26 protein-coding genes and 1 tRNA gene are annotated in these 26,761 nt (G+C 71.3%); 13 read left to right on the top strand and 14 right to left on the bottom strand.

Annotation, left to right across the window (positions count from 1 at the left end):
- Positions 1-74: 74 nt before the first annotated feature.
- Positions 75-2,198, bottom strand: coding sequence for a beta-galactosidase (locus IGS67_RS03555; RefSeq protein ID WP_192277984.1), 2,124 nt, complete (start codon positions 2,196-2,198; stop codon positions 75-77).
- A gap of 359 nt (positions 2,199-2,557) precedes the next feature.
- On the opposite strand from IGS67_RS03555, the gene IGS67_RS03550 reads away from it, so the two are divergent.
- The 6 genes from IGS67_RS03550 to IGS67_RS03525 all read left to right on the top strand — a co-directional run bounded on the left by IGS67_RS03550 (position 2,558) and on the right by IGS67_RS03525 (position 6,668).
- Positions 2,558-3,583, top strand: coding sequence for a LacI family DNA-binding transcriptional regulator (locus IGS67_RS03550; protein WP_328741394.1), 1,026 nt, complete (start codon positions 2,558-2,560; stop codon positions 3,581-3,583).
- An 85-nt stretch (positions 3,584-3,668) separates the two neighbouring features.
- Positions 3,669-4,253, top strand: a complete 585-nt coding sequence (locus IGS67_RS03545; RefSeq protein WP_192277982.1) for a hypothetical protein — start codon at positions 3,669-3,671, stop codon at positions 4,251-4,253.
- Positions 4,254-4,451: 198 nt separating this feature from the next.
- On the top strand, positions 4,452-5,222 hold the full coding sequence (locus tag IGS67_RS03540; protein ID WP_192277980.1) for an ABC transporter ATP-binding protein: 771 nt from the start codon (positions 4,452-4,454) through the stop codon (positions 5,220-5,222).
- Between the two features lie 24 nt (positions 5,223-5,246).
- Positions 5,247-5,570 (top strand): DUF2516 family protein, encoded by a 324-nt coding sequence (locus IGS67_RS03535; RefSeq protein ID WP_192277978.1) that lies wholly within the window; start codon positions 5,247-5,249, stop codon positions 5,568-5,570.
- A 1-nt stretch (position 5,571) separates the two neighbouring features.
- Entirely contained in the window at positions 5,572-6,003 is a 432-nt protein-coding gene (gene dtd, locus IGS67_RS03530) for a D-aminoacyl-tRNA deacylase (protein ID WP_192277976.1), read from the top strand.
- 44 nt (positions 6,004-6,047) lie between these two features.
- Complete coding sequence (locus IGS67_RS03525; RefSeq protein WP_192277974.1) at positions 6,048-6,668, top strand: GNAT family N-acetyltransferase; 621 nt, start codon at positions 6,048-6,050, stop codon at positions 6,666-6,668.
- On the opposite strand, the gene IGS67_RS03520 is transcribed toward IGS67_RS03525, so the two are convergent.
- The 4 genes from IGS67_RS03520 to IGS67_RS03505 all read right to left on the bottom strand — a co-directional run bounded on the left by IGS67_RS03520 (position 6,665) and on the right by IGS67_RS03505 (position 10,427).
- Entirely contained in the window at positions 6,665-7,756 is a 1,092-nt protein-coding gene (locus IGS67_RS03520; protein WP_192277972.1) for an FUSC family protein, read from the bottom strand. The genes IGS67_RS03525 and IGS67_RS03520 overlap by 4 nt on opposite strands.
- On the bottom strand, positions 7,756-8,898 hold the full coding sequence (ygfZ, locus tag IGS67_RS03515) for a CAF17-like 4Fe-4S cluster assembly/insertion protein YgfZ (RefSeq protein ID WP_192277970.1): 1,143 nt from the start codon (positions 8,896-8,898) through the stop codon (positions 7,756-7,758). The genes IGS67_RS03520 and ygfZ overlap by 1 nt, the downstream gene beginning before the upstream one ends.
- Positions 8,899-8,902: 4 nt before the next feature.
- The gene (locus IGS67_RS03510; RefSeq protein WP_192277968.1) at positions 8,903-9,433 is read right to left on the bottom strand and encodes an FABP family protein; all 531 of its coding nucleotides are present in this window, start codon (positions 9,431-9,433) and stop codon (positions 8,903-8,905) included.
- A 259-nt stretch (positions 9,434-9,692) separates the two neighbouring features.
- A complete protein-coding gene (locus tag IGS67_RS03505; RefSeq protein WP_192277966.1) occupies positions 9,693-10,427 on the bottom strand; it encodes a hypothetical protein in 735 nt (244 codons plus the stop codon).
- Positions 10,428-10,611: 184 nt separating this feature from the next.
- Between IGS67_RS03505 and IGS67_RS03500 the strand changes: the two genes are divergently transcribed.
- Positions 10,612-11,337: a response regulator transcription factor gene (locus tag IGS67_RS03500; protein ID WP_102509546.1), complete on the top strand. Its 726-nt coding sequence runs from the start codon at positions 10,612-10,614 to the stop codon at positions 11,335-11,337.
- Positions 11,334-12,230 carry an alpha/beta fold hydrolase gene (locus IGS67_RS03495; protein WP_192277964.1) on the top strand — a complete coding sequence of 299 codons (897 nt, stop codon included), beginning with the start codon at positions 11,334-11,336 and terminating at the stop codon, positions 12,228-12,230. Before IGS67_RS03500 ends, IGS67_RS03495 begins: the two co-directional genes overlap by 4 nt.
- A gap of 30 nt (positions 12,231-12,260) precedes the next feature.
- Here IGS67_RS03495 and nth read toward each other — a convergent pair whose 3' ends face one another.
- Positions 12,261-12,989, bottom strand: coding sequence for an endonuclease III (gene nth, locus IGS67_RS03490; RefSeq protein WP_192277962.1), 729 nt, complete (start codon positions 12,987-12,989; stop codon positions 12,261-12,263).
- Positions 12,990-13,096: 107 nt separating this feature from the next.
- Between nth and IGS67_RS03485 the strand changes: the two genes are divergently transcribed.
- Positions 13,097-13,498, top strand: a complete 402-nt coding sequence (locus IGS67_RS03485) for a hypothetical protein (RefSeq protein WP_192277960.1) — start codon at positions 13,097-13,099, stop codon at positions 13,496-13,498.
- Positions 13,499-13,550: 52 nt separating this feature from the next.
- Complete coding sequence (locus tag IGS67_RS03480) at positions 13,551-14,228, top strand: Crp/Fnr family transcriptional regulator (protein ID WP_102509550.1); 678 nt, start codon at positions 13,551-13,553, stop codon at positions 14,226-14,228.
- 166 nt (positions 14,229-14,394) lie between these two features.
- On the opposite strand, the gene IGS67_RS03475 is transcribed toward IGS67_RS03480, so the two are convergent.
- A complete protein-coding gene (locus tag IGS67_RS03475; RefSeq protein ID WP_192277958.1) occupies positions 14,395-14,868 on the bottom strand; it encodes a RidA family protein in 474 nt (157 codons plus the stop codon).
- Positions 14,865-15,032 (bottom strand): DUF4177 domain-containing protein, encoded by a 168-nt coding sequence (locus IGS67_RS03470; RefSeq protein ID WP_102510598.1) that lies wholly within the window; start codon positions 15,030-15,032, stop codon positions 14,865-14,867. The genes IGS67_RS03475 and IGS67_RS03470 overlap by 4 nt, the downstream gene beginning before the upstream one ends.
- Before the next feature lie 140 nt (positions 15,033-15,172).
- On the opposite strand from IGS67_RS03470, the gene IGS67_RS03465 reads away from it, so the two are divergent.
- The 3 genes from IGS67_RS03465 (at position 15,173) to IGS67_RS03455 (ending at position 18,721) form a co-directional block, all read left to right on the top strand.
- Complete coding sequence (locus tag IGS67_RS03465; protein WP_192277956.1) at positions 15,173-17,632, top strand: penicillin-binding protein; 2,460 nt, start codon at positions 15,173-15,175, stop codon at positions 17,630-17,632.
- Complete coding sequence (locus IGS67_RS03460; RefSeq protein ID WP_192277954.1) at positions 17,625-18,551, top strand: metallophosphoesterase; 927 nt, start codon at positions 17,625-17,627, stop codon at positions 18,549-18,551. The genes IGS67_RS03465 and IGS67_RS03460 overlap by 8 nt, the downstream gene beginning before the upstream one ends.
- Positions 18,552-18,644: 93 nt before the next feature.
- Positions 18,645-18,721, top strand: a tRNA-Pro gene (locus IGS67_RS03455).
- A gap of 218 nt (positions 18,722-18,939) precedes the next feature.
- Here the strand turns inward: IGS67_RS03455 and IGS67_RS03450 are convergent.
- From IGS67_RS03450 to IGS67_RS03425, 6 genes are all read right to left on the bottom strand, one after another.
- Positions 18,940-21,168, bottom strand: coding sequence for an exo-beta-d-1,3/1,6-glucosidase (locus IGS67_RS03450; protein WP_192278869.1), 2,229 nt, complete (start codon positions 21,166-21,168; stop codon positions 18,940-18,942).
- A gap of 2 nt (positions 21,169-21,170) precedes the next feature.
- Positions 21,171-22,145, bottom strand: coding sequence for an ABC transporter permease (locus tag IGS67_RS03445; RefSeq protein WP_192277952.1), 975 nt, complete (start codon positions 22,143-22,145; stop codon positions 21,171-21,173).
- A gap of 3 nt (positions 22,146-22,148) precedes the next feature.
- Positions 22,149-23,210 carry an ABC transporter permease gene (locus tag IGS67_RS03440; RefSeq protein WP_192277950.1) on the bottom strand — a complete coding sequence of 354 codons (1,062 nt, stop codon included), beginning with the start codon at positions 23,208-23,210 and terminating at the stop codon, positions 22,149-22,151.
- Positions 23,207-24,007, bottom strand: a complete 801-nt coding sequence (locus tag IGS67_RS03435; RefSeq protein ID WP_192277948.1) for an ABC transporter ATP-binding protein — start codon at positions 24,005-24,007, stop codon at positions 23,207-23,209. Before IGS67_RS03435 ends, IGS67_RS03440 begins: the two co-directional genes overlap by 4 nt.
- Positions 24,004-24,825, bottom strand: a complete 822-nt coding sequence (locus tag IGS67_RS03430; protein WP_192277946.1) for an ABC transporter ATP-binding protein — start codon at positions 24,823-24,825, stop codon at positions 24,004-24,006. Before IGS67_RS03430 ends, IGS67_RS03435 begins: the two co-directional genes overlap by 4 nt.
- Positions 24,826-24,917: 92 nt before the next feature.
- Positions 24,918-26,618 carry an ABC transporter substrate-binding protein gene (locus IGS67_RS03425; protein WP_235977722.1) on the bottom strand — a complete coding sequence of 567 codons (1,701 nt, stop codon included), beginning with the start codon at positions 26,616-26,618 and terminating at the stop codon, positions 24,918-24,920.
- Positions 26,619-26,761 lie beyond the last annotated feature (143 nt).

Here is a 26,761-nt window from a genome sequence, read left to right as displayed (position 1 = left end):
CAGCGCGCCGGGCCGAGGGAGGGGACCGTCGATCCCGGCGCGCTGCAGCGCCGCTGGTGGGGGGCCGACCGGCCTCATGCGCGCCGGGTCCTGCGCAGCACCGTCACGGCACGCGGCGCGAGGTGCGTCGGCCGGGCGTCGGTCGCCGGGTCCCCCGAGCCGTCGAGCAGGTGGGTGCCGTCGAGCAGGGGCGTGCCGTCGGCGGTGAGCGGGACGTCGTCGTCGGTGAGGTTGACGAGGAACCACAGCTCGGCGTCGTCGTGCGCGCGGACCGCGAGCTCGACGCGGCCCCGCAGGGCCGCGGGCAGCTCGCTCGTCACGTCGACGAGCGGCAGCAGCCGCTCGAGGAGACGGCCGACGCCCGCCTGGCCGAGTCGCGTCGAGACGTACGTCGCCGATCCCCCGCCCGGGTGCGTGCGCCGGGTCACGGCGGGGCTGCCAGCGACGTCGCCCGACGTGTAGGTGACGAGGACGTCGACGTCCGGGCCGACGACGTCGACCGGCTCCGTCCACAGGGTTCCGGTGCCGCCGTCCGAGAGCGTCACCGTGTCGCCGTCGAGCAGGGGCGAGAACTCCTCGACGCGCACACCGAGGAGGTCGCGGAGCGCCCCCGGGTAGCCGCCGGGCACCACGTGGTCGTCGGCGTCGACGATGCCGGAGAAGTACGTCGCGACGAGGTGACCGCCGCGCGCGACGACCGCCTCGAGGCGCGCGCGGAGCGCGGCCGGCACGACGTGGAGGACGGGCGCCACGACGACGTCGTAGACGTCGAGGTCCGTCGCTGCAGGCACGACGTCGGCGCGCACGCCGAGCTCGCGCAGCGCGGCGTACCAGTCGAGCGCCTCCTGCCGGTAGCGCAGCAGCTGCGTCGGGTGGGAGTCGAGCTCGCTCGCCCACCACGAGTCGTGGTCCTGGAGGATCGCGACGCGCGCCGGCAGCTGCGCGCTGCCCGCGACGGGCGCGAGCGCCTCGAGTGTGCGGCCGAGCCGCACGACCTCGCGGAACAGCCGCGAGTCGCGGCCCGCGTGCGGCACCATGCCCGAGTGGTACTTCTCGGCGCCCGCGACGGACTGCCGCCACTGGAAGTAGCAGACCGCGTCGGCGCCGTGCGCGACGTGCGTGAGCGAGTCGCGAGCCATCTGGCCCGCACGCTTGGCGAGGTTGACGGGCTGCCAGTTGACGGCGCTCGTCGAGTGCTCCATGAGGTACCACGGGCGCCGGCCGGCGATCTTGCCGGTGAACGACGCGGAGAAGCTCAGCTCGGCGTGCGACTGCGGCCCGGGGTGGACGTAGTGGTCGTTGGAGACGAAGTCGACGTCGGACGCCCACGCCGGGTAGTCCTGCGCGGAGGTCTCCCCCATGACCATGAAGTTCGTCGTCACGGGGACGTCCGGGGTGATGCGTGCGAGGATCTCACGTTCGGCACGCAGGTAGCCCTGGAGGGCGTCGGAGGAGAAGCGCTTGAAGTCGAGCTGCTGCGTCGGGTTGGGGTAGGACGCGGCGAGGCGCGGCGGCAGGACCTCCTCGAGGCTCGTGTACCGCTGCGACCAGAAGGCGGTCCCCCACGCGTCGTTGAGCGCGTCGACGTCGCCGTAGCGGTCGGTGAGCCACGTCCGGAACGACGCGGCGGCATCCTCGGAGTAGTCGTAGGCGTTGTGGCAGCCGAGCTCGTTGGACACGTGCCACGCGACGAGCGCGGGGTGGTCCTTGTAGCGCTGGGCGAGGACCTCGACGAGCCGCAGCGCGTGCTCGCGGAAGACCGGCGACGTGGGGCGCCAGTGCTGGCGCGCACCCGGCCACAGGGTCTCCCCCGTGCGCGTCACGGGCAGGATCTCGGGGTGCAGGGTCGTGAGCCACGGCGGCGGCGACGCGGTCGCGGTGGCGAGGTCGACCTGGATGCCGCCTGCGTGGAGGAGGTCCATGACGTCGTCGAGCCACTCGATGTCCCACGTGTCGGGGCCCGTCTGGATGCGCGCCCACGAGAAGATCGCGAGCGACACGATCGTCACGCCTGCCTCACGCATGAGCTCGACGTCCTCGGCCCAGACCTCGCGGGGCCACTGGTCGGGGTTGTAGTCGGCGCCGAAGGAGATGTGCGGCGTGGGGTGTGCCTCGGTCGGCAGGAGCCAGCGGTGGGGGGTGGTGCCGGGGGCGGCCGCGTGCGCGCGGGCCTCGGGGACGGTGATCGTCGACGACATGGGGGGCGACGCCTCTCTGGGTCTCGTGCGTGCCGCAGGGTGCGGCGGGTCAGGGTGCGCGGTGCGCGGCCGACGGGTGCCGGCCGCGCACCGCGTGGGGCTCGAGGCGGTCACGTCATGGTGAAGCCCGGGTCGTCGCCGCTGGCGACGAGTCCCCATGTTGACGTCAACATCGGTGCGTCGATCGTGTCACCGCTGCCGCGGACCGGTCAACTCGCGCCCCCTCCCCATCACGCGATCGTGACCGCTGGGGCCCGATCTCGTGGAAGCCACGATCTCGCGGATGTTCTCGTCAACATCCGCTACGGTGAAGCGAGTGCGCGGGTGCCCTCCGCGCGGCCAGACCACCGGAGAACACCGTGACCGAGAGCCTCGAGCGCCGTGCGCGGCGGGTCCCCATGGGCGACGTCGCCCGGCTCGCCGGCGTCTCCACCCAGACGGTCTCGCGCGTGTCGAACGGGCACCCGTCCGTCCTCCCCGAGACGCGCGACCGCGTCTTCGCCGCCATGGCCGAGCTCGGCTACCGCCCCAACGCCGCAGCTCGCGCCCTACGCTCGGGCGAGTTCCGCGCGATCGGCATCGTCCTGTTCACCCTCTCGACAACCGGCAACGTCCGCACCGTCGAGGCCATCGCCAACTGGGCCTCCGCCGAGGACTACGCGATCACCCTCGTGCCCGTGCGCTCACGCTCGCGCGAGGACGTCCTCGCCGCGATCCGCCGCCTCGGCGAGCTCGCCGTCGACGCCGTCGTCCTCCTGCTGTCCGCGCACCTCCTCGACGACGCAGCGATCCACATCCCGCCCGACGTCCACGTCGTCATCGTCGACTCCGACGCGGGCGACGACTTCACCGTCGTCGACACCGACCAGGCGGCCGGCGCGCACGCCGCCGTCGAGCACCTCCTCTCCCTCGGCCACGCGACGGTCCACCACCTCGCGGGCCCCGAGTCGTCGTACGCCGCGGAACGCCGCGCGGCCGAGTGGCGCGCAGCGCTGGAGTCGGCGGGCCGCCGCGTCCCCGACGTCGTCCGCGGCGACTGGACCGCCGCCTCCGGGTACGCCGCGGGTGCCGCCCTCGCCCCGGACGCGACATGCACCGCCGTCTTCGCCGCCAACGACGAGATGGCGGCCGGCCTGCTGCGCGCGTTCGCCGACGCGGGCCGCCGCGTGCCCGAGGATGTCTCCGTCGTCGGGTTCGACGACATCGACCTCGCGGAACAGCTGCAGCCACCGCTCACGACCGTCCACCAGGACTTCGGCGAGGTCGGCCGACGCTGCGTCGCCGCGGCCCTCGCTCAGGTGCGCTCGGGGGCGCGGTCCGGCGGCGTCGACCTCGTGCCCACGCGGCTCGTCATCCGCGCGAGCACGGGGCCCGCCCCCGCCTGACGACGAACGCCGCCGCGTGCCGCCGTTATCCACGGCACAGAAATTCATGGGACGAACCAGCGGATCATCTGGGACAATGAGGTACGTGCACACCACGAACCCCACCCCCCGCCCCACCCGCCTCCGTCTCGCCCCCCTCGCCCTCGCGGCCGTCGCGGCGCTCACGCTCTCCGCGTGCGCCGCTGACGCCGAGGTCGGCGACGGCGCGACCACGCCGCCCGCCGTCGGCGCGACTCTCACCGACGCCCAGGCCACGAGCCTCAAGCCGTCCGAGGGCGACTACGCCTACGAGCTGCCCGACGGCACCAAGGTCCGCGTCAACGCGCGCCAGGCCCTCCCCGCCCCCGTCGCGGCAGACATCGACCGTCGCACGACCGAGGCGATCATCGTCCCGACCGTCGACGCCCCCGACGGCGCCTACGACGCCGCGGTCACCCTCGCGACCGAGGTCGGCCGCGACACCGGCAAGTACGTCGCCGTCGTCTTCGAGGACTGGGGCGACGCCTGCGGCACCCTCGAGACCCCCGAGGTCGTCTGGACGTCGAACGTCAACCTCGGCGGCGGCTGCTCCTCCGTCAAGACGCGCGCCGAGGCCCGCGACCGCGTCAACACCTACGTCGAGAAGGCCGTCGGCGGTCACGACACGTGGATCGTCCTCGGCGGCGAGTGACCGCGTAGCACCCGCCGGCCGACCGCCAGCACACAGCACAACGCTCAAGACCCGTCCCACCCTCACGAGGGGTGGGGCGGGTCTTCTGCGTCGGCGCACTCGGTCACCTGTGCCTTCCCTCACGCGCCGGAACCGCGGGCGTCTCCCACCCGTTACCGTGAGACAGGCCCTCCTGGCACCTTCACAGAACGGATCCTCATGCCTTCCGCACCTGCTCTCGTCGTCACGGATCTCTTTGCGGGCTACGAGCGTTCATTCGTCCTGCAGGGCGTGAGTCTCACGGTGACGCCGGGCGACGCCCCGCTGGGCGTCGTCGGCGAGTCGGGGGCGGGCAAGACGACGCTCCTGCGTGCCATGCAGGGCGTCGTCAAGCCGGACCGTGGCTCGGTGACGTGGAACGGCCGCGCCGTCCACCGGGTGGGCCGCGACAAGAAGCTCTTCGCGTCGTCGGTGCGTCGGGTGCTCCAGGGTGATCTCACGGAACCGGAGCGTGCTCGCACGGTGACGAAGCTCGTCGAAGAGGGCCTCAAGGACGCGCGCAAGGCGGGCCGCACCGTCAACCGTTCCGTCGAGGAGCTGCTCGACGTCGTCGCGCTCCCCCGTCACGTCGCGCAGCGTCAGGGGTACACGCTCTCGGGCGGTGAGCGTCAGCGTGTCATCCTCGCGCGAGCGATCGCGGGGCGGCCGGACATCCTTCTGCTCGACGAGCCCCTCACGGCGCTCGACCCGGCGATGCGCGGCGACATCGCGGCGAACATCGCGGAGATCACGCAGGACCTTGGCACGGCCGTCGTCCTCGTGTCGCACGACCTCGAGCTCGTGTCCCGCATGACGGACGAGGCGATCTTCCTCGCGGGTGGCAAGATCGTGGCGCGCGGCCCGGTGTTCGCGACGCTCGCGTCGGGCGAGCACCCCGAGCTGCGTGAGCTGGCGGCGGCGGCGCCGCTCGCGGTCCAGCGCATCCCCTGACACTTCGGAACGAACGGCTCTCCGGTGATCTACGAACTTCAGCGCCTCATCATCCTCGTCCTCGCGCTCGGCGCGTTCGCGGTCGAGGTGTTCGCGCTCGTCGAGGCGATCCGCACGCCCGCGCACGCATTCTCGAGCGCGGGCAAGCTCTCGCGTCAGGCGTGGCTCGCGATCGTCGGGGTTGCGACGGCCGTCGGGTTCCTCACGCTGCCGTTCCCGGGTGTCCTCAGCCCGTTCACATTCCTCCCGATCGTCGCGGCGGTCGCCGCGATCATCTTCGTCGTCGACGTGCGTCCGGCGGTTGCGCCGTACCGGCGCCGCCCGCCGCGCACGCCGCAGGGGTGGTGACGTGAGGGTCGTCGTCCAGCGCGCGTCGCGCTGCTCGGTGACGGTCGCCGGTGAGGTCCTCGCGGCGTTCGACGGGCCGAGCCTCGTCGTCCTCGTCGGCGTCACGCACACGGACACGCCGGCGCAGGCAAAGGCTGTCGCATCGAAGGTGGCGGGCCTGCGGATCCTCGACGGTGAGCGCTCGGTTCTCGACGACGACGCGCCCGTGCTCGTCATCAGCCAGTTCACCCTCTACGGCGACGTCCGCAAGGGGCGTCGACCGTCGTGGACGGCGGCCGCGCCGGGCGCAGTCGCGGAGCCGCTCGTCGACGCGGTCGTCGCCGAGCTCCGCGCGCTCGGCGTCACCGTCGGCACGGGTCGCTTCGGAGCGGACATGCAGGTCGAGCTCGTCAACGACGGCCCCGTGACGATCGTCTACGACGCGGACGCGTAGCGGTGCGCGGGTGCGCGCCCGATGCGGTAGGTCAAACTGGGTGGATGCAGGCTGAGCAGATCGTCATGAGGTCCGACGACGCGCGTCGCCACGCGCTGGTAGCTGCGGGGTGGGTGGTGACCTCACGCTCGTGGGCTGCCGAGCTCACTACCGCGCGGGTCAGCATCGATGTGCTCTCGGTGCTGACGGAACGTGGCCGCAGGGCGGGCAGCGTCCGGGAGATGGTCGACGCCGATCTCGGCTCGGTTCTTGCACTCGACTCGGCGACGCTGGCCGACTACCCCGGCGGCGTCGCGACCCAGCACGTCGCGCTGACGCCGTCGACCGCTCGCGTGACCGGGACGCGCCGAGCCTTCGGGATCATCGACGACGACGGCAGGGCCCTCGCGGTCACCTATCTCGATGTCGCAGGGGGGCGCGCCGAGACGGACTTCACCGTCGTCGCGGCCGACCATCGAGGTCTCGGCCTCGGTACAGCCGTCAAGGCGGCTTCCGTCCTCACGCTCGCGCGTGACGGCGTCGAGGTCTTCCGCACCGGAGGTTCCGCGGAGAACGCAGCGATCCTCCGGGCCAACCTGCGCCTCGGGTATGTCGTCGACGAGGAGTGGCTCACCCTCTCAGCACCGGACGACTCCCGCGTTCCTGGCGTCCGGGAAGCACACTAGAGCTCCGGCAGCGCCTCGCGCGCGGCCTCAGGCGTCTCGCCCGACGCTTCGAGGAGGTCGACGAGCGGTGAGCGCATGAGCATGACCAGGGACTGCACCTGCCAGCCCGCGTCACCGAGCGACCCAGGGTCGGCGAGCGACGCGGCGTCGCGCAACGCCCCGCGGGCCGGCGTCGGGTCCGAGCCTGCGCCGATGACGGCCGCGAGCACCTGCGTCGCCCGCGCGGACCGCCCGAGGAGCTCGCCGACGCTGTCGACGTCGGCGTCGGGCGGCATCGAGATCGCGCGTCGCGCAAGGACGCGCACGGAGCGTACGGCGCGGTCGAGCATCTCCGCCTGCCGGACGAGCAGCCGGAAGTCGGCGCGGAATCGGCGCGACGCCGCGTCGAGCCGCGTGTTCTGCAGGCCGGCCTGCGCGGACGTGGCCCAGTCCTCGAGGAGGCCCTGCGTGCGGCGCCCGCGGTCGAGGGCGGTGCGCACGCGGTCGATGTCGTGGGTGCGCAGCCCGGCAGCGAGCTCGCGCAGCATCTCGGCGAGCGCCGTCGTCGCCTCAGCCCCCAGGGTGCGGGCGTGGCGCCGCGGGTCCCCCGGCGTGAGCGTCGCGACGAGCAGCGCGGTCACGCCGCCGACGAGCGCGTCCGTCCACCGTCCGACAGGCCCCGCCTGCATCTGCGGCATGCCGATGATGACGATCGCCTGCACGCCCGCCTGCATCGTGAGCATCTGCCCGCGGTCGAGGAACCGCGCAAGGAGCGACGCCGCGAGGAGCGTCACGCCGATCTGCCACCAACCCGAGCCGATGCCGTGCGCGACGAGGTCGCCGAAACCCACGCCGAGAGCGACCCCGACACCGAGCTCGGCGACGCGCCGCAGCTCCCGGTCCGCGGAGAAGCCGAGGCAGATCCACGCGGAGATGGGCGCGAAGAACGGCATCTCGTGCCCGAGGACGAAGAACGCGAACGCGTACGCGGCGCTCGACGCGACCGCGGCCTGGAGGACGGGCACAAACGCCCGTCGCACGCGCGAACGCCCCTGAAGGACGCGCAGCTGCAGGGCCCGGCGGCGGACGGTCCGGGCCGGGGTGTCCATCAGTCGCGCCGCTGACGCGGCGCCAGTCCTCGCGCGACAGGCGCGCGCGGCGCGGGACGGTCCGGCGTGACGCCCTCCGCGGCGACGACAACCTCCTGGCTCGCTGCGACGACGCCCCCCTCAGCGGCGACGACGAGGTCTGCGGCAGGATCGACGTTCCGCTTGAGGGTGACGAGAGCGATGGGGCCGAGCTCGTGGTGCATCGCGACGGACGTCGCACGCCCGACGACCTTCTCGCCGACGCTCACGTCGGCACCCGGCTCGGGCAGGAGGTTCTCGGAGCCGTCGAGGTGCGCGAACGCGAGACGCCGCGGCGGGCGTCCGAGGTTGTGGACGCGCGCGATCGTCTCCTGACCGCGGTAGCAGCCCTTCGCGAGGTGGACGGCGGTGCGCAGCCAGTCGAGCTCGTGCGGGATCGTGCGGTCGTCCACGTCGAGGTCGAGGCGCGGGCGCAGCGCCGCGACACGCGCGGCCTCCGTCGCCCACGTGCCGACGAGGGTCCAGCCCGCGTCCTCGCGCGCCCGCACCTCGTCGAGGAGCGTCGCACGCGGCACGAGGACGAGCCGCCACGCACGGTCGACGCCCGGGTGGGCGTCGTCGGCCGGGCCGTAACGGGTCGCGCCGGGCGCGACCGTCGGCCACGGGTCGACCCACGTGACGGGCTCCCCCTCCTGGCCCTCGGCGCGCACGTTCTCGCCGATCGCCGCCCAGTCGTCGGTGACGTCGGCGACCTCGACGCGCATCATGAAGCGCATCCGGTCGAGCCACGCGGCGAGCGGTGCCGCGTGGTCGCCGTCGGTGAGCAGCCACGTCGTCGTGCCGTCGTCGACGACGCCCGCGGCGTGCTCGACGTGACCCTGCGGGTCGAGGACGAGCAGCTCGGTCGAGGTGCGGGGCGCAAGCCCCGTGAGGTGCTGCGACGTGAGCGAGTGGAGCCACGTGAGCCGGTCGGAGCCCGTCACGGTGACGACGCCCGTGTGCGAGAGGTCTGCGAACGCGTTGCGCCGCTCGAGCGCACGCTGCTCGCCGAAAGGGTCGCCGTAGTGCCAGGCGACGCCCTCGTCGGGCGCGAGTGCGGGCACCGCGCCGCGGCGCCCGAGCACGGGGCTCCGGCGGACCTGCACGACGTCGTCGCCCGTCATCGCGTCACTCCGTGACGCGGTCGAGCTCGGCCGACGCGTAGTTCTGCAGCGGCTTGCCGAACGCGGCGAGGTCCCACGCCCACAGGAGGCGACCTTCGACGAGTCCGTACATACGCTTGGACGCCGTGACGTCCGCACCTGTGCCGGTGCGCGCGATGAAGTCGGAACCGAGGTCGACGCGGCCGTTGCCGATGACACCGAGGTAAACGCTCACGCGTCCCGCCGGGTCGGCGAGGAGGACCTCGAGCGACGTCTGGCCCTCGCCGATGCCCTCGAAGGGCTCGGGGGCCACGCGCCAGTAGCCCGTCTCGGTCGACCACACGGTCGGCTCGGACTCGTCGTCGGCCGCGGGCAGGCGGATCGTCGACTCGTAGCGGAGGTACGGGCCGCCGTCGTGGTCGAACGTCACGTCCTGGACGAACGCGGCTTCCGGGATGTCCGGGTACTTGATGACGCCCGCGCCGCTCCAGCGGCCGACGAGCCAGGCGAGCGGGTAGGCCTCGGGGGCGAGTCCGTCAGGGAAGGCGAAGGCCACGGTGAATCTCCGGTGCAGATCGATGGGATGGGGCTGGGCGAGGCGCCGGCTGCGTCGCCGGCGCCCGGCTCAGCGCTGTCCCTTGTAGAGCCGGAAGACGACGAAGCCCGCGAACCACGTGATGGTCACGGTTGCGGCGACCAGCAGGCCGATGAACACACCCTCAAGCAGCTCGATATTCATGCCCTGATCCTAGCCGCCGGCGCAAGGCGCCGCCGGGCTCGTCCACGGGCCGCGGCCGCCGCGGCACCGAGCGCAACTACAGGGCGCCGAGGAGGTCGCCGACGACGTACGCGACGACGCCAAGCACGAGGACCGGCACGACGGCGCTCGCGACGCCGCCCCAACGGGACGTCGACGCAGGCAGCTTCTCGAGGAGCACGTGGAGGGATGCGGCCAGCACGCCCGCGAACGCACCGACGACGACGCCCTCGCCGAGTGCCGTCACCGGAACGAGCGCAGCGATTCCGGTGCCCACGGCGGCGCCTGCGGCGACCGCGACGCCGACGCTCGACCAGCCCTTCCAGGGGACGAGCACCGCGGCGACGCTCGCGGCCGCGAGCGCGCCCGCGCTCACGACGACGAGGTCCGGTCCGCCGTCATGCTCGACGACGGCGGTCCAGCCCGCGCCGCACGCCGCGACGACGAGGCCGGCGACCGTCCCCGTGAGGGACTCGACGAGCCGCGGGCGCCCGTCACGGCGCAGCATCTCGACGAGGAACGCGAGGACGAGCCCGCACGCAACGACGAACGGCAGGGTGCCGAGCGTGCCGCCGTCGAGGACGACCGCGGCGACGCCACCAAGGCCCACGAGCGCGAGGACCGTCGTCGAGCCTGCGCCCGACGGGAGGTCGAGCAGGCGCGGCCAGCCGATCGCGAGCACGACGACGAGGAGGGCGACCGCGCCAGAGACGCCTGTCGCACCGAGGAACGCCGCAGCTGCAAGGAGGGAGGCAGCCACGGCCGTCACGACGGCGCGGGTCGATCTGCTCACTGCACGTCCTGGGAGGGTCTCGACGTGGGGCGCCGGTCGGCGCCTCACGGCTCCGCCGACCTTCGGGCGACGACGCGAGCCTCGTCGATCTTCCCAGAGATCGGTCGAGCACGCCGAATCGGCTGCGCCGACCTGTAATCTCAGGCTCGGACCCGCAGGAACACTGGCAGGAGGGAGGACGTCGATGGACCTTCTGCTGCTCACCTCGTCCGCGGAGGCGTCGTCCCAGGTGCTTCCCGCACTCGGTCTCCTCGGTCACCGCGTGCACGTCGCGCCGCCCGAGCCGTCGGCGCTCCTCGCCACGCAGGACGCGGACGTCGTGCTGCTCGACGCGCGCCGCGACCTCGCAGGCGCACGCAGCATGTGCAGGGTCGTCGCGGCGGCGGAGCTCGACGTGCCGCTCGTGCTCGTGCTGTCCGAGGGTGGGCTCACCGTCGTCACGGCCGAGTGGGGCGCGACCGACCTGCTCCTCGAGCAGGCGTCACCCGCCGAGGTCGAGGCGCGGCTGCGGCTCGCGGTCGAGCGTTCGCGTGCGAGCGGTGCCTCCGGCCCGGACTCGGAGGAAATCTCGTCGGGCGACCTCGTCATCGACCCGAGCGGGTACACCGTCAAGGTGCGCGGCGAGCCGATCGACCTCACGTACAAGGAGTTCGAGCTCCTCAAGTGCCTCGGCGCGCACCCGGGCCGTGTCTTCACGCGGGCGCAGCTCCTCCAGGAGGTCTGGGGTTACGACTACTACGGTGGGACGCGGACGGTCGACGTCCACGTGCGGCGCCTGCGCGCGAAGCTCGGCCCTGAGCACGAGCAGCTCATCGGCACCGTCCGCAACGTCGGCTACCGCTTCGACCCGCCCTCCTCACGTCGCGCCCAGGCCCCGGCCGACCCCGCCCCGCACGAAGGACCGCAGTGACCGCCGACTTCTCCACCGTCCTCATCGACGGGCCGTGGCGCCACGGCTTCGTCTCGGCGAACGGCACCCGCTTCCACGTCGCGGAGGCCGGGCCCGAGGACGGTCCGCTCGTCGTCCTCCTCCACTCGTTCCCGCAGTTCTGGTGGACGTGGCGGCACCAGCTCGAGGCGCTCGGTGCGGCCGGGTACCGGGCGGTCGCGCTCGACCTGCGCGGCACGGGAGCGTCCGACAAGCCGCCGCTCGGCTACGACGTGCTCACGCGCACGCGCGACGTCGCGGGGGTCGTGCGCTCGCTCGGTGCGTCGTCGGCGACGATCGTCGGGCACGGGCTCGGAGCGCACGTCGCGTGGTCGATGCCGAGCCTGCAGCCTGCGGTGACGGAGTCCGTCGTCGCGCTCGCGTGCCCGCACCCGGCGCGCATGCACCGGCGCCTGCGCGCCGTGCTCACGCCACACGTCGCGCGGTACCTCGCGCTCGTCCAGCTGCCGTCCGTGCCGGAGCGGCAGCTGCGCGACGGCCTGGCAGGCCGGATCGTCGCCGACGGCTCGGTGGTCGCGCGGAGCAGCGATGAGCTCGCGACGTACGACTCGGCGATGCAAGTGCCGTTCGCGGCGCACAACGCGCTCGAGCCGCTGCGCTGGATCGTGCGGTCCGCGCCGCGGATCGACGGACGGCGGTTCCTCTCGGTCGTGCGGCGTCCGATCGCGGTGCCGACGATGCTCGTCCACGGTGCGCAGGATCCGTTCCTGCGCGCGGACGGCATCGAGCTCGACGCTGCCGCGCTGTGCCGCGACTTCCGCTTCGAGATGATCGACGGCGTCGGGCACTTCCCGCACGAGGAGGCGCCCGAGCGGGTCACGGCGCTGCTGCTCGAGCACCTCGGCCGCCTGTAGCGGCCCCGTTCCGGGACCTGCGGTCCCGGGTCAGGCGTCCGGGTCGACGATCTCGCCGCGGATGAGCGTCCGCGCGACGTCAGGGTCGGACTCGCCGACGCCTGCCGACGGGCACCAGCGCGCGACCGCGCACGCGCCGCACGCAGGGCGCCGGGCGTGGCACACGCGCCGCCCGTGGAAGATGAGCCGGTGCGAGACGAGCGTGAGGTCCTTGCGCTCGAAGAGCGATCCGATGGCCGTCTCGGCCTTGACGGGGTCCTCCTCGTCGGTCCAGCCAAGCCGGCGCGCGAGCCTGCCGAGGTGCGTGTCGACCGTGAGTCCCGGCACGCCGAACGCGTCTCCGAGCACGACGTTCGCAGTCTTGCGGCCCACCCCGGGGAGCGTGACGAGATCCTCGAGACGCGCCGGCACCTCACCGTCGTGCCGTTCGACGAGCGCCTGACCGATGCCGACGAGGGAGCGCGCCTTGGCGCGCTGGAAGCCGGTCGGTCGGATGATCTCCTCGACGTCGGTCACGTCGGCCTGCGCGTACGCGAGAGCGTCGGGGTATGCCACGAAGAGCTCGGGCGTCACCTGGTTGACGCGGACGTCCGTCGACTGCGCGGACAGGACCGTCGCGACGAGCAGCTCGAGCGGCGTCGTGAAGTCGAGCTCGCAGCGTGCGTCGGGGTGCACGACGCCGAGGACGCGCACGATCCGACGGGCGCGGCGCACGAGCGCAGTGCGCGAGACGTCCGGGCCGGTCGCAGGTCGTGGCATGCCGGAATCCTAGGCGTCGTCTCGCCAGAATCCTCAAGGCGCGGGCCCTGACGGCCGATGAACTTGCCGTAGCACCACGACGAGACGACGAAGGCTGAGGCCCCGCAGTGAGCACCCGACCGCTCCTGGACGACACGGAGTCCCTCCGGGCGCGCCGTCGTGCGCTCCGGGCGGAGATGAACCGCGTCCAGCACTGGCGTCGGCTCCTGCGCGCCCGCATCGACCTCTCGGTGTCGGCTGCGCTCATCCCCGACCGGCTGGGGCTCGTCGCGTCGGGCGCGCTCTCCGACGTCACGCCGCCCGACCACGTCCGCATGACGACGCTCGTGCGCGGCGACCTGTCGGCGTCCGCGGTGCTCGACATCGAAGAGCTGCGTGACCTCGAGAGCGACGTGCAGGAGTACGGTCGTCGGGTGCGCTCGGAGCTCGAGCGTGTCACCGAGCAGCTCGTGCAGCGACTCACCGACGACCTCGTAAGAGCCCCTGGGCGCCTGTCGCCACTGTTCTGAGGCATGATGGTGTGTGTTGGGGCACACAACACCGACCCGATGGGACAGAACCGTGGACGACGCCGTCATCCTCTCCGCTCCCCTCTTCGCGGGACTCGACCCGCAGGAGGCGCAGCCGCTTCTCGACGCACTCACCCCTGTCCACCTCACGCGCGGCGAGACGCTGTTCAACGAGGGTGAACGTGGCGACAGGCTCTATGTCATCTCCGACGGCAAGGTGAAGCTGGGTCGCCGCTCGTCGGACGGCCGCGAGAACCTCATGGCCGTCCTCGGCCCGGGCGAGATGTTCGGCGAGCTCTCGCTGTTCGACCCGGGGCCCCGTACGCTCACGGCGACGGCCGTCGCGGACACGACGCTCCAGGAGCTCTCGCACGCGGACCTCGTCCGCTGGCTGCAGACGCACCCGGGCATGTCGAAGTTCCTCCTCGGTGCGCTCGCGCGTCGTCTGCGTCGCACGAACGAGAACCTTGCGGACCTCGTGTTCTCCGACGTCCCGGGGCGTGTCGCGAAGGCGCTTCTCGACCTCTCGACGCGGTTCGGTCACCCGACGGACGACGGCATCCGTGTCGCGCACGACCTCACGCAGGAGGAGCTTGCGCAGCTCGTCGGCGCGTCGCGGGAGACGGTCAACAAGGCGCTCGCCGACTTCGCGGCGCGCGGCTGGGTGCGTCGTGAGGGCCGTGCGGTCGTGCTGCTCGATATCGCGCGGCTCGAGCGCCGCGCGCGCTGATCCCCGCTGGCTCGCCGACGCGAGCCCGTTCGTCCGGGAGGGCGCCCACCACGAGGTGGGCGCCCTCCCGTCGTCGCCCCTGCCGTCGCCTCTTCCCGACGGATTGACGGCTTCCGACTATCGGATGGGCAGAAGCCGTCGATCCGTCGGGAGGTGTGCGCTCGGGTCAGGCGACCTCGACGACGAGCTCGACCTCGACGGGCGAGTCGAGCGGCAGGACCGCGACCCCGACCGCGGAGCGCGCATGGACCCCCGCGTCGCCGAGCAGCTCACCGAGGAACGTGCTCGCACCGTTGATGACGGCGGGCTGCCCCGTGAAGTCCGGGCGCGACGCGACGAACCCGACGACCTTGACGACCCGCACGATGCTGTCGAGGTCGCCGACGAGGTCCGCGACCGCCGCGAGCGCGTTGAGCACAGCCGTGCGCGCGAGCCCCGCAGCGACGTCGGGCGCGACGTCACCTTCCTCGGTGCCGACCTTGCCCGTCACGGAGAGCGCCCCGTCGACGAACGGCAGCTGGCCCGACGTGTGGACGAGGTTCCCCGTCCGCACCGCGGGCACGTACGCCGCGACCGGCGCCGCGACCGGAGGCAGGTCGAGGCCGAGCTCGGCGAGGCGCGCGAGGACGCGCCCGCTCACTTCTCGCCCGTCGGGCGCTTGAAGTACGCGACGACGTTCTCGTTGCCCGCGGGCCCGGGGACGATCTGGACGAGCTCCCAGCCGTCCGAGCCCCAGTTGTCGAGGATCGCCTTCGTCGCGTGGATGAGGACAGGAACGGTTGCGTACTCCCACGTGGTGACCATGCGAGGAGCGTAGCCCGCACCCGCCCGACGGTCACGGGCTGACGGCCAGCGTCCACCGTGATGCACCGCACGGGCGTCGTGCACACGATCCTCACCGTCCCGGCCGGGTCCTCCCAGCCAGGACCACTACCCTGGGAAGCATGTCTGCCACGCGCCCTGCCGCCCGTCAGGTCACCGTCCTCCAGGCTCTTGGTCTTCTCGTGACCTTCGTGCTCCTCGCCGGGGTCGGCGGCCTGCTCACGGCTGGCCTCGTCCTGCCCGCCGCCGCGGGCGCGAGCGCGATGACGAACACCGCGACGAAACTCTTCGACGAGCTGCCGACGGAACTCGAGCCTGGTGAACCGTCCCAGGCGTCGCACATCTATGCGGCGAACGGCAAGCTGCTTGCGACGTTCTACGCGGAGAACCGCACGGTCGTCGACCTCGACGAGATCTCCATGGCCATGCAGAACGCCGTCATCGCGATCGAGGACAAGCGCTTCTTCGCGCACGGCGGCGTCGACGTCGAGGGCATGGCGCGTGCGCTCGTCCTCAACGCGACGACGGGCAGCAAACAGGGCGCGTCGACGCTCACGCAGCAGTACGTGAAGAACGTGCTCATCGAGGAGGCGAACCGGCGGGGGGACAAGCTCGGTGTCGCGGCCGCGCGCGAGGGCACGAACGAGCGCAAGCTCCGTGAGGCGAAGCTCGCGATCGCGATCGAGGACCGCATGTCGAAGCTCGAGATTCTCGAGGCGTACCTCAACATCGCCCAGTTCGGCGTCTCCGTCTACGGCGTCGAGGCCGCCGCGAGCTACTACTTCGGCACGTCGGCCGCGGAGCTCACGCCCGTGCAGGCCGCGACGATCGCCGGCATCACGAAGGCCCCCGCGAAGTACGACCCGGAGCGCAACCCGGAGAACGCTGAGGCCCGCCGCAACATCGTGCTCCGCGAGATGTACACGCAGGGGTACATCACCAAGGCCGAGTACGACGAGGCCCGCGCGCTGAAGATCGCAGACACCCTGAAGATCACGCCGACGAAGCGCAACTGCGAGGCTGCGGGCGGCGCCGCGTACTTCTGCGACTACGTCACGAAGGTCCTCCTCAGCAACGAGGCGTTCGGCACGACGCAGTCCGAGCGCGACGATCTCCTCTACCGCGGCGGCCTCGAGATCCACACGACGATCGACCTCGACCTCCAGAAGATCGCGAACAAGGAGCTGCGTAACACGATCCCGACGAAGGACGCCTCGGGCCTCGGCACCGCGATGTCCGTCGTCGAGCCCGGCACGGGCAAGATTCTCGCGATGGCGCAGAACCGCACGTACGTCGCCGACCCGGAGGCCGTCGGCCCGGGCAAGACGTCGGTCAACTACAACACCGACCAGAAGCACGGTGGCTCGCGCGGGTTCCAGGCGGGTTCGACGTTCAAGGCGTTCACGCTCACCGAGTGGCTGCGTGAGGGGAAGCCCCTCAATGCGTCCGTGAGCGCGACGAAGACGATGTGGCCGGGCTCGACGTGGCGGGCGTCGTGCATCGACAACTACCGCTACGTCGGTGAGTACGGCCCGGGCAACTCCGACGGTCGCGCGAGCGGGCAGACGAGCGTCCTGCGCGCGACCGCGTTCTCCGTCAACACGGCGTTCGTCGCGATGGAGTCCCAGCTCGACCTGTGCGGCGTCGCCGAGTCGGCGCACCTCGCCGGGTTCCGCCCGTCGCTCGCGCTCGAGCGCGACGACCCGCCGTCGGACGACAACGGCGTCGAGGTCACCCCGTCGATGACGCTCGGCACCCAGAACACGTCGCCGCTCGCGATGGCGAACGCGTACGCGACGTTCGCGTCGGGCGGCACGTACTGCGACCCGGTCGCGATCACGCAGATCCTCACGGCTTCGGGCGAGGAACTTCCCGTGCCGCAGGCGAACTGCCGGACGACGCTCGACGCCGAGGTCGCCAACGGCGTCACGTACGCGTTGCAGAAGGTCCTCACCGAGGGTGGCGCGACGCGCGCTCGTCTCGCCGGCGGTCGCGTCGCCGCTGGCAAGACGGGGACGGCCCAGCTCAACCGTCACACGTGGTTCATCGGCTACACGCCCCAGCTCGCGACCGCCGTGTGGATCGGCAACCCCGACCGTGACACGTCGATGCAGTACATCCGCATCAACGGTGTCCCGTACTCGTACGTCTACGGCTCGACGCTCGCCGCGCCGACGTGGAAGCGGTTCATGGACCGAGCCCTCGAGGGCAAGCCGAACGTGGCCTTCCCGGACCCGACGACGAAGACGATCTACGGCGAGCGCGTGCCCGTCCCGTGGGTCGGCGGGCGCTCGGTCGCGGACGCGACGAGAATCCTCAACGAGGCAGGGTTCTCGGTCGTCGTCAACCCGGCGCAGGTGCCGTCGTCCTACCCGCGCGGCACCGTCGCGAACACGAACCCGTCCGGCACGACGACGGCGGGCTCGACGATCACCCTGAACATCTCGAGCGGCGAGCCTGTGCGGACCGACGTGGACGACGACGGGGACGACGACGGGGACGACGAGAAGGACAAGAAGAAGGACAAGAAGAAGGAACGACCTTCGCGGCCGGGCCGAGGGAATACCGACACCGATGACTGATCTGCGCAAGGCCGTCGGGTTCACGGCGCTCGCGGGGGCGGGCGCGCTCGCGTGGGCCCGACTCGAGGCCGAGGCGTTCGCCGTGCGGCACGTCACCGTGCCCGTTCTGCCGCCGGGGTCGTCGCCGCTGCGGGTCCTGCACGCGTCCGACCTTCACCTCACGCCGTCGCAGCACCGCAAGATCGCCTGGGTCCGGTCGCTCGCAGAGCTCGAACCGGACCTCGTCGTCACGACGGGCGACAACTTTGCGCACGTCGACGCGCTCGAGCCGCTCATGGTTGCGCTCGCGCCGCTCACGGCCTTCCCGGGTGTCTTCGTCATGGGGTCGAACGACTACTTCTCGCCGCTCGCGAAGAGCCCGGCACGCTACCTCATGCCGTCGTCACGTCGCCCTCAGACGAACGTCGTGCGGGAGCCGGACCTGCCGACCGCGGCGTTCGCAGCGCGCCTCACGGACGCGGGCTGGCTGGATCTCGACAACGCGCGTGCGCGGCTGCGGCTCGGCGACCTCGAGGTCGCGTTCGTGGGGCTCGACGACCCGCACATCGCACGTGACCGCCTGCCAGCCCCGGACGCGGCCGTGACCGACGGCGCCGACCTGCGCCTCGGGGTCGTCCACGCGCCCTACGTGCGCGCTCTCGACGCCCTGCGCGCCGACGGCGCCGAGGCGATCATCGCGGGGCACACGCACGGCGGGCAGCTGTGCGTCCCGGGCCTCGGGGCGCTCGTGACGAACTGCGACCTCGACCGGGGGCGCGCGAGCGGCCTGCACGGCTGGCCGGGCCCTCGCCCGGACGAGTTCGGCGGGCACGACTCGGCGTGGCTGCACGTGTCGAACGGCGTGGGGACGAGCCCGTACACGCCATTCCGGTTCGCGTGCCGGCCGTCGGCGACGATGCTCACGCTCGTCGCACGCTGAGGCCACCAGCTCGTCAGCCGCAGAGTTGCACCGGTTTCGTGTTGGGGCACTGCGTCGGATAGCATAGGCGAGGCTCGTTCACGGACGGACCACCGGGGTGTGGCGCAGCTTGGTAGCGCGCTTCGTTCGGGACGAAGAGGTCGCAGGTTCAAATCCTGTCACCCCGACCACCAGAAAGACCCTCCGACCAGCGGGAACGCTGAGGTCGGAGGGTCTTTTGCTCTGCCCGGCGGGTGCAGCAAGCGCAGCGTGCCGGTCGAGCACGGCCCGCCCCTCCCCGACTCGCAGGCCCCCGGCGCACTCCGACGGGCTCCAGCACGACGAGTCGGACACAGCAAGGCCCTCCCGCCAGCCGGGGGTGCTGGGGGGAGGGCCTTGACGTGGGGGGCTACTTCACCGTGAAGTCGGCACGCAGCAGCACCTCGTCACGCGACGACGGGCCGACGAGCAGCTCGAACGCGCCCGGCTCGACGATCCGCCGGCCGTCGGCGTCGACGATCGTGCACGCCGACGCGGGGATCTCGAGCTCGACGACGACGGACTCTCCCGGAGCGACCGACACCTGGCGGTAGCCCTTGAGCTCCTTGTCCGCCCAGCTCACCGACGTGACGACGTCGGACACGTACACCTGGACCGTCTCGAGCGACGGCCGCGCACCGGTGTTCGTGAGCGTCACCCGCGCCCGCACGGCGTCGGACGCGGACACCACGGGCGTCTCGACGACGAGGTCGGAGTACTCGACCGTCGTATACGAGAGGCCCTCGCCGAATGCCCAGGCAGGCGACTGCGTGAGGTCCGCGTACCGGTCACCGTGCTGGCCACGGATCTGGTTGTAGTACGTCGGTTGCTGCCCGACGTGCCGCGCGAACGTGATCGGCAGGCGGCCCGACGGCTCCGTGAGTCCGTAGACGATCTCAGCGAGCGCACGCCCACCCTGCATGCCCGGGCTCGCCGCCCACACGACCGCAGCCGCGTCCGCGACCGACGGCGGCAGGACGAGCGGCTTGCTCGCAAGAAGCACGACGACGACGGGCTTGCCCGTCGCGATGACCGCGTCGAGCAGCGCGACCTGACCTCCGATGAGCTCGAGCGTCGCCGTCGAGCGGCCCTCACCGACGAGCTCGATGCGGTCGCCGACGACCGCGACGACGACGTCAGACGCCTCGGCCGCAGCGACCGCCGCGGCGAGCTCCGCCTCGTCGACCGGTGCGGACGCGACGACGGGCGGACGCGGCTGCCCGTCAGGGAACGTCGCACCCGCGGGGTTGGGGACGAGCTCGAGGATGTCCGCGCCCCGGACGTACGTGACGTCGGAGCCCGCGGGGGCGAGCGCCCGCAGCCCGTCGAGGACGGTCGTGATCATCTCGCGCGGGTGGCCGTCGGGCAGCCAGTTGACCTGCCCCGACGACCCGGCCCAGTCTCCGAGCTGCGTCTGCGCGTCGTCTGCGAGGGGGCCGACGACCGCGATGCGGGCGGGCGCGTCCGCGGCGAGCGGGAGCGTGCCGTCGTTCTCGAGGAGCACGAGCGACCTGCGCGCGACCTCGAGGTTGAGGTCGGCGTGCGAGCCGATGACGGCCTCGATGCGCTCATCGGACGGGCGCCGCGGGTTCTCGAACAGCCCGAGCTCGAACTTCAGGGTGAGGATGCGCGCGACGGCCGCGTCAAGGTCCTTCTCCTCGAGCAGGCCCTGTGCGATCGCGTCGAGCGCCCCCTCGTAGAAGCCGGGCGTCGTCATCACCATGTCGTTGCCGGCCTTGACGGCGGCCGCAGCCGCGTGCGCGAGGTCGGGTTGGACCTTCTGCTCCCACACCATGCGGCCGACGTTGTCCCAGTCGGTGATGAGCATGCCGGTGTAGTCCCACTCGCCGCGCAGCACGTCGGTGAGGAGCCAGTCGTTGACCGTGATCGGCACGCCGTCCGTCGTCTGGTAGCCGAGCATGAACGTCCGGCAGCCCTCGCGCGCGACCCGCTCGAACGGCGGCAGGAACCACGAGCGCAGCTTGCGGCGCGAGATGTCGGCCTCGGACGCGTCGCGCCCGCCCTGCGTCTCGGAGTATCCGGCGAAGTGCTTGGCAGTCGCGAGGATCGCGGTCTCGTCGGTGAGGCCCTCTCCCTGGTAGCCGCGGACCATCGCGGACGCGAGCTCACCGATGAGGAACGGGTCCTCACCGAAGGTCTCGTCGACGCGGCCCCAGCGCAGGTCACGGGCGATGCACAGCACGGGTGAGAACGTCCAGTGCATGCCGGTGGCTGCGGCCTCGACGGCCGTCGCGCGCGCCATGCGCTCGATGAGCTCCGCGTCCCAGGACGCAGCCATGCCGAGCTGCGTCGGGTAGATCGTCGCGCCCTCGTAGAACGAGTGGCCGTGGATGACGTCCTCGCCGACGAGCAGCGGGATCCTCAGCCGCGTCTGCGCGGTGAGGTCGTGCGCCTCCCGGACGCGCTCGGGCGAGGTGTGGAGGATCGAGCCGACGTGCTTGTCGAGGATGTGCTCCCGGACGCCGTCGCGGGCGTCGAGCTGCATCATCTGGCCGACCTTCTCCTCGACCGTCATGCGGCCCAGGAGGTCGGCGACACGGTCGGCGACCCGCAGATCGGGGTTGAGGTAGGGCTCCATGGTCACTGGTTCTCCGTCGAGGTCTGGTGGGCGCGGACGACCGTCACGGCGTTGGTGACGTCAAGCCCCTTCTTCTTCATGGCGCGGGCACGTTCGCCCGCCGACCGCAGACGCGGGTTGACGTACTCGTCGATGCCGAAGTTCAGCAGTGCGAGTGCCACGCCGATCGCGGCGATGCACAGGCCGGGCGGCAGGTACCACCACCACTGGTTCTGGACGAAGGCTCCCTGGGCCGACGCCCAGTTGAGGATCGTGCCCCAGTTGTAGGCGTTCACCGGGATGACGCCGATGTACGAGAGGGTCGTGAGGCCGAGGATGGCCGCCGTGACCGAGCCGACGAACGACGAGGCGATGATCGCCATGAGGTTCGGCAGCATCTCGACGCCGATGATCCGGTGGAGCCGCTCACCGTTGAGCTTCGCCGCCTGGACGAAGTCACGGTTGCGCAGCGACATCGTCTGCGCCCTCAGGACGCGTGCACCCCACCCCCAGCCGAGGAGTCCGAGGACTGCGGCGATGAGCCACAACGGCGGGTTGGTGAACTGCGAGGCGATGATGATGAGGATGGGGATGCCGGGGATGACGAGGAAGACGTTCGCGAGCGCGGAGAGCGCCTCGGACCGCCAGCCCGAGAGGTAGCCGGCGAGGACGCCGACGACGATCGCGATGGTCATCGCGATGAGCGCGGTGAGCGCCCCGACGATGACGACGCCCCGCGTGCCGTAGATGACCTGGCTGAGGACGTCCTCGCCGAGGTGCGTCGTGCCGAGCCAGTGCTCGGCCGACGGCGGCTGCAGGCGCGCCCGCGGGTTGATCTGTGTGGGAGAGAACGGGGCAAGCTGCTCGGCGAAGATCGCGACGAGGACGAACGCCATGAGGATCGCGAGGCCCGCGATCGACTTCGCGTTGCGGAACATCGCGAACGCCGAGCCGAGCTTCGAGGCGCGCTGCCGGACGGTGAGGTAGGTGGTGGACATCGGTCAGGCCTCCGACTGGCGGGTACGGGGGTCGAGGACCGCGTAGACGAGGTCCGCGACGATGTTCGCGACGAGGACGGCGAGGACGATGACGAGGAAGCCGCCCTGCATGAGCGCGTAGTCCTTGGCGTTCGTCGCGTCGAGGAGCATCTTGCCGACGCCCGGGTAGGAGAAGACCTGCTCGACGATGATCGCGCCGCCGACGATGAAGCCGATCGACAGGGCGAACGACTGGATCTGCGGGAGGACCGCGTTCCGTGCGGCGTAACGCCACAGGACGCGTCGGTTCGGCATGCCCTTGGCCTGCGCGACGGTGATGTAGTCCTCGTCGAGGACGGTGAGCATCATGTTGCGCATGCCGAGCATCCACCCGCCGAGCGACGCGATGACGATCGTTGCGAGCGGCAGGGTGCCGTGCTCGATGACGTTGAGGATGAACTCGAGGTTGAACCCTGGCTCCTGGCCGACGCCGTAGGCCTTGCCGATGGGTAACCAGCCGAGGCCCACGGAGAACACCGAGATCGCCATGAGGCCGATCCAGAAGTACGGGACGGTCGAGAGGAACGTCGTGATGGGGATGAGCACGTCGAGGCGGGAGCCTCGCTTCCATCCGACGAACGCGCCGCCGACCGTGCCGATCACGACGGCGGCGAGCGTCGCGAGGCCGATGAGCCCGACGGTCCACGGCAGGGCCGTCGCGATGACGCCGCTCACCGGCTGGAGGCCGTGGGTGATCGAGACACCGAGGTCGCCCCGCAGGAGCATCCCGAAGTAGTCGACGTACTGCTCCCACATCGACTTGTCGGAGTCCAAGCCGAGGAGCGCCCGCAGGGCGTCCGCGGCCTCGGGCGAGATCTCGCGGTTGCGCGCGAGGTAGTTGTCGACGGCGTCGCCCTTCATCATGCGCGGCACGAAGAAGTTGATGGTGAGCGCCGCCCACAGCGTGAAGAGGTAAAAGGCGGCGCGCTGGCCGAGGAAGCGCCACGGGACTTTGGCACGCGCCTTGGCCGCCTGGGTCGCGGTGGTGCCCTGCGTGACGACCTCTGTCACGTCGGTCGTGGTCATGACGCACCTCCTGCGCGCGCAGCGAAGAAGCGCTCCGGGTCGGGCGAGGCCCCACGGAGAGCGCGGGTGTACGGGTCCTGCGGGCGCAGGATGACGTCGTCGGCAGGTCCGTGCTCGACGATGCGTCCCTGGTTGAGGACGATGATCTCGTCGGAGAAGTAGCGCGCCGTCGCGAGGTCGTGGGTGATGTAGAGGACGCCGAGGCCGTCCTCGCGCCGGATCTCGGCGAGCAGGTTGAGCACGCCCATGCGCAGCGAGACGTCGAGCATCGAGACGGGCTCGTCGGCGACGAGCAGCGTCGGCCGCGGAGCGAGCGCACGTGCGATTGCGACGCGCTGGCGCTGGCCACCGGAGAGCTCGTGCGGACGGCGGTCGATGACGACCGACGGGTCGAGGTGGACCTTCTCGAGGAGGCGGTGCACCTCCGCCTCGATCTCGTCGGGCGGCACGACCCCGGACAGCGCGAGGGGGCGCTCCACGTGGTGCCGGATCGAGTGGTACGGGTTGAGCGAGGCGAACGGGTCCTGGAAGACCATCCGCAGCTGCTGCCGGTAGGCGCGCAGCGCCTTCCCGCGCGACGGGACGGGGGCACCGTCGAGCAGCACCTCGCCCTTCGTGGGCCGCTCCATCTGCGTGAGGATCTTCGCGACGGTCGACTTGCCGGAGCCGGACTGGCCGACCATGCCGATGCACTGCCCGGTCGTCAGCGTGAAGGACACGTCGGAGAGCGCGTCGATCGCGCCGGCGCCACGCACACGGTAGGTCTTCGTGACGTTGCGGACCTCGAGGGTGCTCATTCGTTCACCTGCTTCTCGGCCGTCAGACGGGGGAAGGACGACAGGAGCTTGCGCGTGTACTCGTGCTGCGGGCGGAACCAGATGTTCTCGGCCGTGTCCTGCTCGACGATCTCGCCGTCCTTCATGATGGCGATGCGGTCGGAGATCTCGAGGAGCAGCGGCAGGTCGTGCGTGATGAAGACGACCGAGAAGCCGAAGGCCTCGCGCAGGCTCGTGATCTCGCGGAGGATCTCGCGCTGGACGAGCACGTCGAGCGCCGTCGTCGGCTCGTCCATGACGACGAGCTGAGGGCGCAGCGCGAGCGCCATGGCGATCATGATGCGCTGCCGCATGCCGCCGGAGAGCTCGTGCGGGTAGCTCTTGAGGCGCTGACCGCCGACCTTGACGATCTCGAGCAGCTCGACGACGGCGGCGGTGCGCTGCGCCTTCGACATCTGCGGGCGGTGCACCTCGAAGACGTCGGCGAGCTGGGCGCCGATCGTCGCGACCGGGTTGAGCGCGTTCATCGCCCCCTGGAACACCATGGAGATCTTGTCCCAGCGGAACGACATCATCGCGTCGGCCGAGAGGCCGAGGATGTCGACGTCCCTGCCGTCCGCGTCGTGCCAGACGACGGACCCGCCGGGGATCGTCGCCGGGGGGCGCAGGAGTCGCTGGATGCCGTAGGCGAGGGTCGTCTTGCCGCACCCGGACTCGCCGGCGAGCCCGAGGATCTCCCCACGGCGGAGGGTGAGGGAGACGTTCTTCACCGCCTCGACAGGCGGCTCGACCTCGTACACGACGGAGAAGTCGCGTATCGAGAGCAGTGGTTCTTTCACGGGGGTCACCTTCCGGGGGTCGTCGTCCGCGCGACGGGCAGCGGGCCGGTGCGGCCGAGGGGCCACGCCGACCCGCTGCGTGTCGTGAACCGTCAGGAGACGGGCTTGAGGTTCTGCAGGACCATGGTGATCTCAGCCTGGGTCGGGTCGGCCGAGGCGTACATGTTGTCCTCGGTCGGCCAGCCCGTGTAGCTGCGCTCGTTGAAGAGACCGATGAGCGGGTGCGCACCGAGCGGGATCGCCGGGATGTCCTTGACGAACGCCTTCTGGATCGTCGTCATCGCGGCGAGCCGTGCCTCGTCGCTGTCGGCGGTGGCGTAGGCCGCGAGGGCCTCGTCGACCGCCGGGTTGTCGTACCGGCCGAAGTTGAACTGGGCGGTGTTCTTGTCCTTGTCGATCCAGCGGGTGCCCATGATCGAGTCGTAGACGCCCCAGGCGCCCTCACCGTCGAGCCAGTGGATGATCGCGCCGAACGTCGCCTGCTGGCGAGCTTCGTCCCAGCCGCCCCAGTCGGGCTGGTCGATGGTGACCTCGATGCCGAGCTGCTTGAGCTCCTCGGCGAGGAGCGCCTGCTCCGTGTTCCAGTCGGACCATCCGGCGGGCACGGAGACGGAGAACGTCACCTTCTCGCCGTCGGGGTCGACGAGGGCCGTTCCGACACCGGTGTACCCGGCGTCCGTGAGGATCGTCTTGGCCTTCTCGATGTCGACCGTGTAGACCTGACCGGCGAACTCGTCGATGACGTCCTTCTGGAGCGAGGGGCCGAGGCCCGTCACGGAGTCGACGACGGCCGAGGCACCCTCACGGGCGATGTCGACGTATGCGGACCGGTCGATCGTCCAGGCGAGCGCCTCGCGGAGCGCGGGGTTGTCGAACGGCTTGCGGGTGAGGTTGAGGAAGAGGGTCGCGGCGCCGGCCGTGGGTGTGATGAGCTGGCGGTTGGCGTCGTCAACCTCGAGGAAGGACTTCTGGATCTGCGGGAGGAACGCCTGGGCCCAGTCCGCGTCGCCTGTGGCGAGCGCGGTGGTGAGGGCCGCGTTGTCGCCGTAGGAGACGTAGTGGAGCTCGGGGACGGCAAGCTCGCCGCCCCACCAGTCAGGGTTGGCCTTGAGGGTGACGGCCTGCGTGGTCCATGAGGAGAGCGTGTACGGGCCGGTGCCGATCGCCTCGCCCTCGCCCGTGAGCGGGGCGGTCGACGGGTCGTCGATGTTGTCCCAGATGTGCTTGGGGACGATCGGGACGTGGAGGACGGAGCCGCGCTTGACGAACTTCGAGTCCTTGAACTTCAGGGTTGCGGTGCTGCCGTCGACGTCGGCACCGAGGTAGTTGAGCGCTGCCGAGTCGGTGAGGCGTCCGTCGAGGTACATGTCGAACGTGCCGACGATGTCGTCGATGGTGAAGGGCTTGCCGTCGTGCCACGTGACGCCCTCGCGGGCGGTGACCGTGAGCTCGGTGTAGTCGTCGTTCCACTCGACGCTCGAGGCGAGTCGCGGGGTGACGACCGAGTTGTCGGCCGTGTTGACGAGCGCCATGGTCTCGAACATCACCTGGCGGTAGCCGTACATCGAGGCCGAGGTGTCGCCGAGGTACGGGTTGTGGGACTCGGTGGTGATGGCGCCGTCGGGCTTGGCGATGGTGAGCGCCACCGTGCCCTTGCCCGTGCCGCCGGTGCTCGAGCCGCCGGTGTTCGTGCCGCCGGTGGCTCCGCCGTTGCCGCTACCGCCGCTGCAGCCGGCGAGGAGGAGTGCTGCAGCCGCGGCAAGGGCTGCCGCGGTCTTCATGGGTGACTTCATCGTCGCTCCTGTGGTGGATCGAGCCCCTCCGTCGGGGCCGTTGCCATGGTGGATGGCTTTAACTTACTGTCGAGAAAGTAAGATGGGAAGTCGACAGGGTCACAGTTCGGCAACGACAATGGGCAGCGCCGCCCCTGACGACC

The organism is Flavimobilis rhizosphaerae, assembly GCF_014852685.1.
Taxonomy (GTDB): Bacteria; Actinomycetota; Actinomycetes; order Actinomycetales; family Cellulomonadaceae; genus Flavimobilis; species Flavimobilis rhizosphaerae.
Note: the sequence above shows the minus strand (reverse complement) of the source record. Positions and strands in the feature narration are given on the sequence as shown.